The organism is Algibacter ulvanivorans (genome assembly GCF_048381495.1).
GTDB lineage: Bacteria > Bacteroidota > Bacteroidia > Flavobacteriales > Flavobacteriaceae > Algibacter_B > Algibacter_B ulvanivorans.
In genome coordinates this window covers 801336-813817 of the sequence record NZ_JBLWGD010000001.1, presented here as the reverse complement: position 1 = coordinate 813817, position 12482 = coordinate 801336, and the positions used below count along the sequence as shown (strand labels likewise).

Genomic DNA, 12482 nt, shown 5'->3' with positions numbered 1-12482 from the left:
CTAAAATAAAAAAGGCTGCGTTAAAAAACACAACCTTTTTTATTTATATAATTTTATTACTGTTAAAACCTATTATCGCCATCTAGTAAATCTCCTAATCCTCCAAGAATACTACCTTCGCCTTTATCTTTTCCGCCTCCTCTAGGTGCGCTAGCTAAAACACGTCCTGCTAATCTGCTAAACGGAAGCGATTGTACAAATACTGTTCCTGGTCCTTGGAGCTTTGCAAAAAATAAGCCTTCGCCACCAAATACAGTATTTTTAATACCTCCTACAAATTCGATATCGTAATTTACAGATTGGTCGAAACCAACAATACAACCTGTATCTACTCTAAGCGTTTCTCCAGCTGCTAATTCTTTTTTTGCCATGGTTCCGCCAGCATGCACAAACGCCATACCATCGCCTTCTAGTTTTTGCATAATAAAACCTTCGCCACCAAATAAGCCTCTTCCAAGTTTTTTTGAAAATTCGACACCTACACTTACGCCTTTTGCTGCACATAAGAAAGCATCTTTTTGACAAATGAATTTACCACCAAACTGTGTTAAATCTATTGGTATAATTTTACCTGGATAGGGCGATGCGAATGATACATTACGTTTACCTACAAGATCGTTATAAAAAGCGGTCATAAATAAACTTTCGCCGGTAAGAATACGTTTTCCTGCGCCAAGAATTTTACCTAAAAACCCAGTGTCTTTTTGGGATCCGTCTCCAAAAATGGTTTCCATTTTAATGCCATCGTCCATCATCATAAAACTGCCTGCCTCGGCTACAACGCCTTCTTGCGGGTCTAATTCTATTTCAACGTATTGCATTTCTTCGCCGTATATTCTATAATCTATCTCGTGTGCTGTCATGTTTAAAAGGTTTAGGTTAAATGGATTGCTTGCCTATATGTTGTTTTATTATAGATTTTGTTACATATATTTAAAAAACTCCAAATTCGAAAAAAACTAATTCCAAATAGTTAGACTGTTTAAAAAAATTATCGTGTAAAGGTATCAAGACCGAAAGTATAACATAAATTATTAGATACTAAGACTGTAAACTAACTTTTTACTTTAACACTCCACTCGAAGTTAAACGTAGATACTACAACGCCTTGCTCGTTTACACCTATAGATTGCATCCATAGCGTTTGGCCTTCTCCGGTTTCGATAGCTTTTTTTAAAACCTCATCTATGGCTTTACCATCGTTACATGTAAATTTTATTTTCCCTGTCGCTTTTTTTGTAAATGTGGCATTGTTTGATGTTACTAGCATAGAAACTCGCTTACCTGAGGCTTGAATTTTACTAATCATTAAGGCACCAGTAGAAAACTCTGCAGCCATACCTTGCACGGCCCAAAACATAGATTTAAATGGGTTTTGGTTTATCCATTTATGTTTAACACCTACTATACACTTCTCATTATCAATATGTTTTGTTCTTATACCACAAAAATATGCCGATGGCAGCTTAAACATTGTATAAGTATTTAGTTTTCTTGGTGTTAACGTCATTTTATATATTTTAATTTTTCACTAAGTTATAAAATTATTACACATTTGTAAATGTTAATTTTTTGTTAATTTTTAGTACTATGCGTAACAAAGTACCTGTTTTTAGACATATATTTGCATAAGAAACTATTATATGCTTTAATCAATCAAAAAAAAATCATGTTAAGTAATCATCAAAAAAACATTGCCACATTTATTCACTTATCTACGTTTAGCAGATTCTTTATTCCGTTTGGAAACTTTATTGGGCCTATTGTATTATGGCTTGCTAATAAAGATAAAAGTGAATTTGTTGACAACCACGGTAAACAAATTATTAATTTCCAGATAAGTGTGTTTTTGTATGCTATAATTTTAGGTACGATAACTATTCCGTTTTTTATTTTTAAAATTTTTAATGGTATTGACTTTATAGATTTTAATGGTTTTGAGAGTTTCCATATTAATATAGGTAAACCTTCGCCATTGCTATATATAGGTGGTGCTTTAGGGGTGCTTGCCGTTATTGGTTTTATTATAGAGTTAGCCTTAATAGTTAATGCTAGTTTAAAGGCTAGAGATGGGCAAGATTATAGGTACCCGTTTACTATTAATTTTTTAAAATAAACAATATTAAATATGTATAAAGTTGGCTGGTTTACACGCGTTAGGGATTGTAGTGGATAGCCCACAGCCCGACGTAGGAGGTGCGAGGACTTGTAACGTAAAGCCCGACCCTTGTGGTAACGCCATAAAAGAAGATAACATTTCATCAAAATAATCATCAATCAAATCAATCAAAAAATGAACAGTTTCACAACATTTAAACGCTTAAGAATATGAAGATAGAAAACACTAAAGCACAAATGCGTAAAGGCGTATTAGAATTCTGCATATTATCGGTCTTGAAAGACGAAGATGCTTATGTAGCAGAAATTCTAGACACCTTAAAAGGCGCCAAATTGCTGGTAGTTGAAGGTACTATTTATCCGTTATTAACACGACTTAAAAACGCTGGTCTTTTAAATTACAGATGGGAAGAATCTACCTCCGGACCGCCAAGAAAATACTACGGTTTAACCGAAACCGGTAAATTATTTTTAAAAGAATTAAACACTACTTGGAGTGAATTACATAATGCAGTAACAATAGTAACAAGCCAAAAAACAACAAAAAAATGAATAAAACAGTCAACATAAATTTAGCAGGTATATTTTTTCATATTGATGAAGATGCATACTTAAAATTGCAACGCTATCTGGAGGCTATAAAACGTTCGTTTACAGACTCTCAGGGTCAATCTGAAATTATAGCAGATATTGAAGCTCGTATTGCCGAACTTTTTACCGAGCGCGTGCAACACGACAAACAAGTTATACGTATTAAAGAAGTAGATGAAGTTATCTCTATTATGGGACAACCGGAAGATTATCTTGTTGATGACGAGATTTTTGAGGACGAACCTCAGCCTACTTACAAAGCTAAATCATCAAAATCTAGAAAATTATTTAGAGATACAGATAACTCTTACATTGGCGGGGTATCGTCTGGATTGGCACACTACTTTGGTATTGATGCTATTTGGATTCGTTTAGCATGGATTTTATTAATTTTTGGTGCAGGAACTGGATTTTTACTTTATATTTTACTTTGGGTATTAGTACCTGAAGCTAAAACTACTGCCGAAAAAATAATGATGACAGGCGAGCCTGTTAATATTAGTAACATTGAAAAAAAAATTAAAGATGGATTCGAATCTGTTACAGAAACAGTAAGCGATGTCGCTAAAAATGTATCGGACTCGGTATCGAATGCCGCAAAAAGTGTAGATGTAAAAAAAACGAGTAACTCTATAAAATCTTCGTCAAGAACTTTTTTTGATACTATTGGCGATATTTTTATGTTTTTCTTTAAAATATTTGCCAAGTTTATTGGGGTTTTACTTATTATTGTTGGTGCCTCTGCTTTAATAGGACTAATTATTGGTCTGTTTTCATTAGGTGTTGCAGATATAATTCATATCCCTGGGTTAGACTTTGTTGAGATTGCTAATACTGGTGAAACCCCTATCTGGTTAGTCTCATTATTTTCATTTTTTGCTATTGGCATTCCTTTCTTTTTCTTGTTTTATTTAGGATTAAAAATTTTAATTAACAATTTAAAGTCTATTGGCAATATTGCTAAATTCTCTTTACTTGGCTTATGGCTATTCTCTATGATAGCTCTAGTTGTAATTGGTATAAGACAAGCTAGCGAACATGCTTTTGAAGAAATCTATACCGAAAAAACAGAATTACACATTACTGCTAATGATACTTTAAATATTAAAATGGCGGGTAACGATAACTTTAACGCAGACCGCTACCGCCACGACAGATTTAAGTTAGCTTATAATGATAATGGCGACAAGGTGTTATACTCATCTGATGTAGATATAATTGTAAAATCTACAACCGATTCTGTAGCTAAAATAGCTATAAGAAAAAGAGCCGACGGCAGAGATTACGAAAAAGCTATTGAACGTGCTAAAAATATAAATTACAATTTTGATATTAAAAACAATACATTAATACTAGATTCTTATTTAACAACCCACCCTAATAATAAATTTAGCGACCAACAAATTGATGTTGTACTTTATTTACCCGAAAACTCTGTAGCATATTTTAACAATACAACTAAAAACCATTTACACTACAGAACTTACGATGGAAATATTGTTTCTAGAGATTATACCAACCATTTTATTAAAATATTAAATGAAGATTCTGAATGCTTAGATTGCCCAGACGAAGATTTTGATGTAAATATTGATACCTCTAAACTAAAAATTAATGACGATGGAGTAGAAATAAATGCTGAAGATGGTAGCTTAAAAATAAATGAAAATGGTGTTGAAGCAGAATCGCACGAAATAAAAGTAAACATTAACTCTGACGGCGTAGAAATTATAGAAGCCGAAAATTAACAATTCAGTTATAAAATATAACAACTCGGGTATTTAAATTAATCGAACACAACCAAAGTTTAGATATTTGAGCAACAAAATAATCATCAAAAAACAAAAATCATGGCCACATTAATTAAATTTATTATCGCAACCGTATTAAGCTTAACGCTTTTTTCGTGTAACTTCGACATGAATATTAACTCAGGCGCTAGAGGAAACGGAAACGTAATTACAGAAAACCGAACACTTACCGAAACATTTTCAAGTATTAAAGCTACCGAAGGTTTAGATGTTTACCTAACACAAAGCAACAACACAAGCATTAGTATTGAAGCCGATGAAAATTTACACGACCTTATTTTAACCGAAATTGAAGATGGTGTTTTAAGAATTCATACTAAAGAAAACATTGGTAAAGCCACATCGAAAAAAGTACACGTTAGCTTTAAAACTATTTCTAGTATAATATCTACTAGCGGAAGCGATGTTTACTCTACAAACACTATTGAAGCCGAACAACTAGATTTAAAATCTACCAGCGGAAGCGATATGAAACTTGATGTAAATACCACAATATTAAATTGTAAATCTACTAGTGGTAGCGACTTAACAATTTCTGGAAAAACCAATAAATTAGTTGCCGAAGCCACAAGCGGAAGCGATATTAAAGCCGCAGATTTAATGGCAAAATTTAGCGATGTTAAAGCAACTAGCGGTGCAGATATTACTGTAAACACATCAAAAACACTAACCGCTAAAGCTACAAGTGGCGGCGATATTAAATATTATGGCAACCCCGAAAAAGTTGATAAAAGCGATAGCGCCTCTGGAAGCATTAAGCAAAAATAAACCTTAAACAACAACCAACTATTTTTTAACCACTCCAAGCTTTTATAATAAAAGTTTGGAGTGGTTTTTGTTTTATATTTGTTAGTGACTTTTTTTACTTTTAGTAGTCTAATAAGTATTAAAAGCATAACAATTAATCTGTTTACATAATGAATAAATTCCTCACTCTGCTTTTTATTAGCACTTTTTCGTTTTCGGTATGTAATGCCCAAAACACCGAAAAAATTAAAGGCAACAGAAATGTTACTATACAACAAACCAATATTGAAACCTTCCATACCATTGCACTTGATGAAGATTTTGAAATTGAAGTTATTTACGATAAAAACCCTTACGTACAAATTGAAACCGACGAGAATCTACATGAATTTTTAGAGTTTCAAGTTATTGATAGTGTACTTACATTTAATAAAACCATAAAAATTACATCAAAAAAGAAACTAAAAATAAAAGTAACTTATAACGATGCTTTAAAACACATTGTAACTACTGATGATGCAGAAATATTATCGCTTTCAACCATAGAACTTAATGATGGTTCTTTAAAAACAAGAGGATCATCTAAAGCTGGATTAACCATTAAATCTAATAATTTTAATGTTGATACTGATGATAAATCTAAAGTAAAATTAAATTTAACAACCGAAAACTGCTCTCTAACCATGAGTGGATATAGCAAACTCGAGGCTCTTATAAACTCATCTCAGCTTGCTGCTACACTATACCAGCGTGCCGATGCTAATATTGAAGGATCTAGCAAAGCAGCAAAAATAGAGCTTGATAATAATACCGAGTTTAACGGAAAAAACTTCACTATAAACACCTGTAATGTAGTTTGCAATATAAGTAGCGATGCACATTTAGAGGTTTTAGAAAACATTACCATTGATGCCTCTGGCTCGAGTTCTATCTATTTATATCAAAATCCAAAAATTGTTATCAATACATTTTCTGATACTGCCAAACTACAAAAGAAGGTTAAATAAATAGCTTTATTAACCTAATTATTATATACTAAAAAGCCTTACTAAATTAAATTTAGTAAGGCTTTTTCAATCAAACTATAACTAACTATCTAATATTAATAACCTGTATTTTGGGTAATTACACCTTTAGTTGCTAAAACCTCAGAAATTGGAATAGGAAACACATGATAATTACTATTTACCGTTACTCCCATTTCTGCATCAACCGTATTAGTTCTAACCAAATCGAACCATCTGTGTCCTTCAAAGGCTAATTCTAGTCTTCTCTCGTCTGCAATAGCCTGTCTAACTTCAGCTTGGGTTGTAGCTGTACCAGTTAAGCTATTTAAACCTGCTCTTGTTCTAATATCATCTAATAAAGGTAAAACGGTTGTTGCTGGAGCACTATTTTCATTTAACGCTTCTGCATATAATAAAATAATATCTGCCAACCTTATTTCAATCCAATCATGTTCACCGCCTAAACCACCTTCTTTAGGGAATTTAATTGCTGTTAAACCATCGGCGCTTAAGGTTACTGCTCTTCTTAAATCTGTTCCTCCTCCACTAGCATCGCTAGCATCAAAAGCAGCAACTAAATCTGGGTCTACTGGTAAATCTGCTTTAGAATCGTCACCAACAAACCAGTTCCAAAAATCAGAACCAAATGTATACTCATCAACAATTGAACTTGATATTTGTGTTGCAAAAATAATTTCAGAATTACCAGCTTCATTAGCAGCTCCAAAAATTTCATCATAATTGTCCTTCAAAGCAATACCTGCGCCGGCAGCTCCGTTAACAACAGCTGCTAAATGCGGCTCTGCAGCTGCAGTATTGCCCATTTGCATGTACACTTTACCTAATAAACTTTGAGCTGCGTATTTTGATGCTCTTCCGTCTACTATTTCTGTACCTAAAACTGCCATAGCATCATTTAAATCCGGAATAATAACATTGTTATAAACATCGGCTGCTGGCTGTCTAACTAATATAGATGTATCTGTTAAACTTGGCGAAGCAGATAAATTTACAGTAACATCGCCAAAAGACTTTACTAATTTAAAATAAGATAACGCTCTTAAGAATTTAGCTTCAGCTACTTCGGTATCATCATCAGAATTTTCAATAACGTTATTTGCACTTAAAATTGATTTATACATTGCGGTATAAAGAGGACCAAAAAATTGGTCTTCCATAGTGGTTAAGTTATTAGTGTACAAATCAAATTCTGTATATGGAGCTTCATCCATAAGTGCGTTATCTGCTCTAAAATCTGCCATAACAGCTAGTGGCGTAACACTACTTAATTGGTAATAATAAGCTGCATTTAACACACCTTCAAAATCGGTTAATGAATCGGCACTAGCAAAATTAGGCGGTGCTTGATCTAAATCTGTTGAACATGCTGTTATAAAAAACAGCGAACTCAATAATATATATATTTTTCTCATTTTTTTTTATTTAAAAATTAACATTTAAACCTATAGTGAAACTTCTAACAACTGGGCTTGCTCCTACTTGAGCCCCGTAAACTGTTGGATCTGTAGTGTTTACACCTTCTGGATTATATGATGTGTAGTCGCTCCCCATAATATAAAATAAGTTAGTTGCTGCAGCGTAAGCTCTAACAGAACTTAAACCTATTTTTTCTGTTAAATCTGAATTAAGTGTATAACCAATAGTTAAGTTTCTTAATGCTATATAAGATGCATCTTGAATCATGGCATCAGTTTGGTTTCTATTTCTTTCATAATATTCTCCATTATGGTCTGCAATACCATCACTATTAGCATCTAAAGCCGCATAATCTAAACGTCCGCCCCATTGCGATCCGTAATAAAGTGGGTCGATGTTATAAACCTCTGCTCCATGAGAACCTTGAAATTGTAGTGACATGTCGAAGTTTTTATAACTTAAATTATGAGACATACCCCAATAAAAATCTGGTGTATTTTGTCCTATTTTAACTAAATCTCCTCCATCTTCAACAGTTCTAGTTCTATCAATTACACCATCACCGTTTTGATCTACAACATAAGACTCTCCTGTTTGGCTATTAGGGTGTCTAGTACCATCTGCTAGATATTCCATTTCTACATCTCCTATGGTTTCTAACCCCCACATTTCGCCAATACCACCACCAACATAGTTTCTAAATACTGGACCTCTACCACTTTGCCCAAAAATTTGCTGTGGTAATTCATCTAAACCTCCTAAGTCTGTAATTTCGGTTTCTACAGTAGATAAGTTAGCATTCATATTCCAAGAAAAATCATCGTTATTAATTAATCTTGCAGATAATTCAAACTCTAAACCAGAACTCTTTACATCACCAACGTTAAGTATTGAAGATGGGTTTCCTAAAACTTCAGACTGCGCTTGATTAATTAAAATATCTTCGATATCTGAAGTATAATAATCTACACCTAATCTAAAACGGTTATTTAAGAACCCGAAATCGATACCGTAGTTGGTTTCTGTATTAGTTTGCCAAGTTAAATCTTCGTTTAATGAATTTGATGGAATTAAAAATCCTGTACCATATATTGTTGCTGAAGGATCTAGAAGGCTTAATGAATCGTAAGACCCTAGGAAAGACGTTGTACCTAAAGAACCTGTACTAAATCTTAACTTTAATTGGCTTAACACTTCATTATCTGCTAAAAAAGATTCATTATGTAAATTCCATCCTAACGAAAGTGCTGGAAATGTTTCAAATCTTTTATTAGCACCAAAACGAGAATCTCCGTCGCGTCTTACAGATACAGATACTAAATACTTATCATCATAAGCATAATTAACTCTACCAAATACACTTTCTCTCGCTCTTGTTTCGTCTCTTTCTGTTACAGTAATATCTGCCGGATCAAATAAGTTGTAATTAAGAATTGCCTCATCTGGCACATTAGCCCCTGCTAAACCAGTACCTACAAATTTAGTCGTTTGGAATTCGATACCCGCAACTGCCGATATATCATGCTTTCCTATTTCTTTAGCATAACTTAAGGTTGTTTCGCTTAATACTGAAGTTACTTTCAAATCTACTTGATTCATAAACGTTTGTGAATCACGCGCTCTAGAATCGAATCCAAGCAATCTGTGCGCATAGGTTTGCGTATCTCTCATATCGCCACCTAAAACCGTTTTTATGTTTAAACCTTCTAAGATACTGTATTGTAAATATCCGCTAACATTTCCAAAAAATGTTTTCTCCCAACTATCTGTATTATCAAGCTTAGCAGCTGGGCCTGCATCTCCAGAACCACCAATACCATTATTAGCTCTACCATAATGCCAATCTTGTGCTGCCATACCTGGCTCTAAATCGTAAATACTGCTTGCTTCATAGCCAGAACCTCTATAGCCATTATCAAATGCTGCTAATCCTAATGCTTGTGCTTCTGCATCTAAGGCTTGAACAAATGCAATAGATTCTTCTGTATGATAAATAGGGTGTACACCATAAGATCTTAGTAAATCTCTCATGTCATGACCTAAAATATCTCTTTTAGAAGTAAATCCATTAAAGCTAACTCCTGTTTTAAATTTATCTCCTAGTTTAGCATCAACATTTAAACGGGCATTTAATCTTTCAAATCCTTGAGTAATTACAACACCTTCTGCATTTTGGTAACCAATTGAAGCAAAAAAGTTTACATCTTCACTACCACCACTCATACTAAAATCGTGGCTAGAAGCACTACCGTTTTGGAAAAGCCAATCTTCTGGACTAATTGCTCCAGGTGAATTCTCGTAAGCATTTAATCTATATTCTAAAAAAGCAGGATCTTGTGTAGCTACTGTACTAGTCCAGTTACCAGCAGCAATTTCTGACCTTGCATGAGCCGCCCATTCTGGCCCAGATTTAAGGATATTGCTTCTGTATTTACTCGAAGTACTTGTATAGGCATTATAACTAAACTTTACTTTACCAGATTTTCCTTTTTTTGTTGTTACCAAAACTACACCATTAGCACCTCTAGAACCATAAATAGCAGCCGAAGCAGCATCTTTTAACACCTCTAAACTTTGAATATCGTTAGGATTTACAGTTTCAATACCTCCAGAAATTGGAAAACCATCTACAACTATTAATGGGTTTGATGCTCCAGAAATAGAAGACGCCGCTCTAATTTGAATTTTTGGAGCTGCACCTGGAGAACCATCTTGATTTTGAATTAAAACTCCTGGTAATTTACCCGCTAATGCATCATCTACACGTGCTGTTTGTACCGCAGCAACATCATCACCTCCTATTTTTGCAACCGCTCCTGTTAAATGCGATTTTTTACGTGTACCATAACCTACTACTACAACCTCATCTAAAGCAGCTAAGTCTTCTGCTAATGCAGCATCTATAACACTTTGGGCTCCAACAGTAATTTCTTTAGTTACATAACCAATGTAACTAAACACTAAAATAGCATTGTCTCCACTTACGCTAATAGAATAATTTCCATCAAAATCTGTAGATGCGCCATTGCTTGTTCCTTTTTCAATAACATTAACACCTGGTAAACCATAACCGTCTATTTCGGCTGTTACAGTTCCAGAAATAGTTTTTTGCTGTGCATTTAATGTAAACGCAAAACAAAGCCCTAATACTATTAGGAATGTTTTTTTTAAATGTTTTGTTTTTTTCATTAGTTTAATTTTAGTTTAAATTTTAGTTTAAGTTTTTGTAAATAATCTAACCGAATGATTTAACACAATAGGATTTAAACCTTAGCATAAATTATTCTTTTGATTTTCCATGATATTAATTACTACTATTCATTTATAAAATTGGTTTTAAAAGTTTGTATTAAAATAATTGAACTGACATATTTTTACCAAACTTGATTAATAAATTAAACTTCATTTATCATTTTTTATTTGGTGCACCAAATTGGTTTTCCAGTTTGGTTTTCCAAATATATACTATTTTTATGTTAAAAAGCTAATAAATCTTTAAGATTTATGGTTAAAGTAATAAAAAAAAATAATTTGTAATAAAAAAGCTACATTTTTAAGTAAAAATATATAGAATAGACTATAAACTTTTAGCGTATGCTTTTTATTTAATAGTTAAACAAAAACTATACACCTATGTATTAAAGCTTTATGCATTAATTACACCCAAATGCATTTTGAAGGAAATGGTTAATAATTAAAAAAAAAAGGGTCAAAGTAAATTACTTTGACCCTTTAACATTTTAGAATAATATTTTAATTATAAGTAGAAGTTGATACTTCAAAAGTAGCATCTTTTGCAGCTAAATATCGTTCGGCATCTAATGCAGCCATACACCCAGTTCCTGCAGCTGTAACAGCTTGTCGATACACATGATCTGCCGCATCACCAGATACAAATACGCCATCTATATTGGTTTTAGAACTTCCTGGCACATTTATAATATAACCGGTTTCATCTAAATTTAAATAATCTTTAAATATATCGGTATTTGGTTTATGCCCTATAGCTACAAAAAATCCTGTAGCTGGAATATCATGCTTTTCGTTGGTTTGATTATTAAAAACACGAACACCTGTTACAACTTGGCCATCTCCTAAAACTTCTTCTGTTTCGGTATTATACAGAATTTCTATATTCTCTGTATTTTGAACTCTTGCCGCCATAATTTTAGAAGCTCTAAACTCATCTCTACGAACCAACATGGTAACTTTTTTACAAAGTTTAGAAAGATAATGAGCCTCTTCGCAAGCAGAATCGCCAGCTCCAACAATAACCACTTCTTGATTACGATAAAAGAAACCATCGCATACAGCACAAGCAGACACTCCACCGCCTAGCTTTAGGTATTTCTGTTCTGAATCTAACCCCAAATATTTTGCTGAAGCTCCTGTAGAAATAATAATTGTATTGGCATGGATTTCTTTCTCTCCATTAACCCATACTTTATGTATATCACCAGAAAAATCTACTTTTGTAATCCAACCATCGCGTACATCTGTATCAAAACGTTGTGCCTGTGCCTGTAATTGCATCATCATTTCTGGGCCAGTTATACCATCTGGGTATCCAGGGAAGTTTTCAACCTCATTTGTTGTTGTTAACTGCCCTCCTGGTTGTGTTCCTTGATATAGTACAGGACTCATATTTGCTCTAGCTGCATAAATAGCTGCTGTATAACCTGCTGGTCCAGAACCTATAATTAAGCATTTAACTTTTTCTATTGTATCAGACATAATTATTATTAAATTTTATTAGTACAAAAGTAGAATT

At 33.3% G+C, this 12482-nt stretch carries 11 protein-coding genes; 6 read left to right on the top strand and 5 right to left on the bottom strand.

The genetic code is table 11. From position 1 onward, the window contains the following. Positions 1-62 precede the first annotated feature (62 nt). Both ACNG5D_RS03795 and ACNG5D_RS03790 read right to left on the bottom strand, forming a co-directional pair. Positions 63-863 carry a TIGR00266 family protein gene (locus ACNG5D_RS03795; RefSeq protein ID WP_418182158.1) on the bottom strand — a complete coding sequence of 267 codons (801 nt, stop codon included), beginning with the start codon at positions 861-863 and terminating at the stop codon, positions 63-65. 191 nt (positions 864-1054) lie between these two features. Further along, on the bottom strand, positions 1055-1510 hold the full coding sequence (locus tag ACNG5D_RS03790; protein ID WP_418182157.1) for a DUF4442 domain-containing protein: 456 nt from the start codon (positions 1508-1510) through the stop codon (positions 1055-1057). A gap of 159 nt (positions 1511-1669) precedes the next feature. On the opposite strand from ACNG5D_RS03790, the gene ACNG5D_RS03785 reads away from it, so the two are divergent. The 6 genes from ACNG5D_RS03785 (at position 1670) to ACNG5D_RS03760 (ending at position 6274) form a co-directional block, all read left to right on the top strand. Next, entirely contained in the window at positions 1670-2116 is a 447-nt protein-coding gene (locus ACNG5D_RS03785) for a DUF4870 domain-containing protein (protein WP_418182156.1), read from the top strand. Between the two features lie 22 nt (positions 2117-2138). After that, positions 2139-2270 carry a hypothetical protein gene (locus tag ACNG5D_RS03780; RefSeq protein WP_418182155.1) on the top strand — a complete coding sequence of 44 codons (132 nt, stop codon included), beginning with the start codon at positions 2139-2141 and terminating at the stop codon, positions 2268-2270. 58 nt (positions 2271-2328) lie between these two features. Further along, positions 2329-2670, top strand: coding sequence for a PadR family transcriptional regulator (locus ACNG5D_RS03775; protein WP_418182154.1), 342 nt, complete (start codon positions 2329-2331; stop codon positions 2668-2670). Continuing rightward, a complete protein-coding gene (locus tag ACNG5D_RS03770) occupies positions 2667-4457 on the top strand; it encodes a PspC domain-containing protein (RefSeq protein WP_418182153.1) in 1791 nt (596 codons plus the stop codon). The genes ACNG5D_RS03775 and ACNG5D_RS03770 overlap by 4 nt, the downstream gene beginning before the upstream one ends. Before the next feature lie 102 nt (positions 4458-4559). Continuing rightward, complete coding sequence (locus tag ACNG5D_RS03765; protein ID WP_418182152.1) at positions 4560-5288, top strand: head GIN domain-containing protein; 729 nt, start codon at positions 4560-4562, stop codon at positions 5286-5288. A gap of 149 nt (positions 5289-5437) precedes the next feature. Beyond that, positions 5438-6274 carry a GIN domain-containing protein gene (locus ACNG5D_RS03760; protein ID WP_418182151.1) on the top strand — a complete coding sequence of 279 codons (837 nt, stop codon included), beginning with the start codon at positions 5438-5440 and terminating at the stop codon, positions 6272-6274. A gap of 95 nt (positions 6275-6369) precedes the next feature. On the opposite strand, the gene ACNG5D_RS03755 is transcribed toward ACNG5D_RS03760, so the two are convergent. From ACNG5D_RS03755 to trxB, 3 genes are all read right to left on the bottom strand, one after another. Next, on the bottom strand, positions 6370-7707 hold the full coding sequence (locus ACNG5D_RS03755; protein WP_418182150.1) for a RagB/SusD family nutrient uptake outer membrane protein: 1338 nt from the start codon (positions 7705-7707) through the stop codon (positions 6370-6372). Between the two features lie 10 nt (positions 7708-7717). After that, entirely contained in the window at positions 7718-10900 is a 3183-nt protein-coding gene (locus ACNG5D_RS03750) for a SusC/RagA family TonB-linked outer membrane protein (protein ID WP_418182149.1), read from the bottom strand. A gap of 564 nt (positions 10901-11464) precedes the next feature. Beyond that, entirely contained in the window at positions 11465-12445 is a 981-nt protein-coding gene (gene trxB, locus ACNG5D_RS03745; RefSeq protein ID WP_418182148.1) for a thioredoxin-disulfide reductase, read from the bottom strand. Between the last annotated feature and the right edge of the window lie 37 nt (positions 12446-12482).

Bases quoted from the DNA above. Each gene is read 5' to 3' on its own strand.
- ACNG5D_RS03790 (WP_418182157.1), bottom strand. From the start codon at position 1,510: ATGACGTTAACACCAAGAAAACTAAATACTTATACAATGTTTAAGCTG.
- ACNG5D_RS03755 (WP_418182150.1), bottom strand. From the start codon at position 7,707: ATGAGAAAAATATATATATTATTGAGTTCGCTGTTTTTTATAACAGCA.
- ACNG5D_RS03795 (WP_418182158.1), bottom strand. From the start codon at position 863: ATGACAGCACACGAGATAGATTATAGAATATACGGCGAAGAAATGCAA.
- ACNG5D_RS03785 (WP_418182156.1), top strand. From the start codon at position 1,670: ATGTTAAGTAATCATCAAAAAAACATTGCCACATTTATTCACTTATCT.
- trxB (WP_418182148.1), bottom strand. From the start codon at position 12,445: ATGTCTGATACAATAGAAAAAGTTAAATGCTTAATTATAGGTTCTGGA.
- ACNG5D_RS03770 (WP_418182153.1), top strand. From the start codon at position 2,667: ATGAATAAAACAGTCAACATAAATTTAGCAGGTATATTTTTTCATATT.
- ACNG5D_RS03765 (WP_418182152.1), top strand. From the start codon at position 4,560: ATGGCCACATTAATTAAATTTATTATCGCAACCGTATTAAGCTTAACG.
- ACNG5D_RS03750 (WP_418182149.1), bottom strand. From the start codon at position 10,900: ATGAAAAAAACAAAACATTTAAAAAAAACATTCCTAATAGTATTAGGG.
- ACNG5D_RS03760 (WP_418182151.1), top strand. From the start codon at position 5,438: ATGAATAAATTCCTCACTCTGCTTTTTATTAGCACTTTTTCGTTTTCG.
- ACNG5D_RS03775 (WP_418182154.1), top strand. From the start codon at position 2,329: ATGAAGATAGAAAACACTAAAGCACAAATGCGTAAAGGCGTATTAGAA.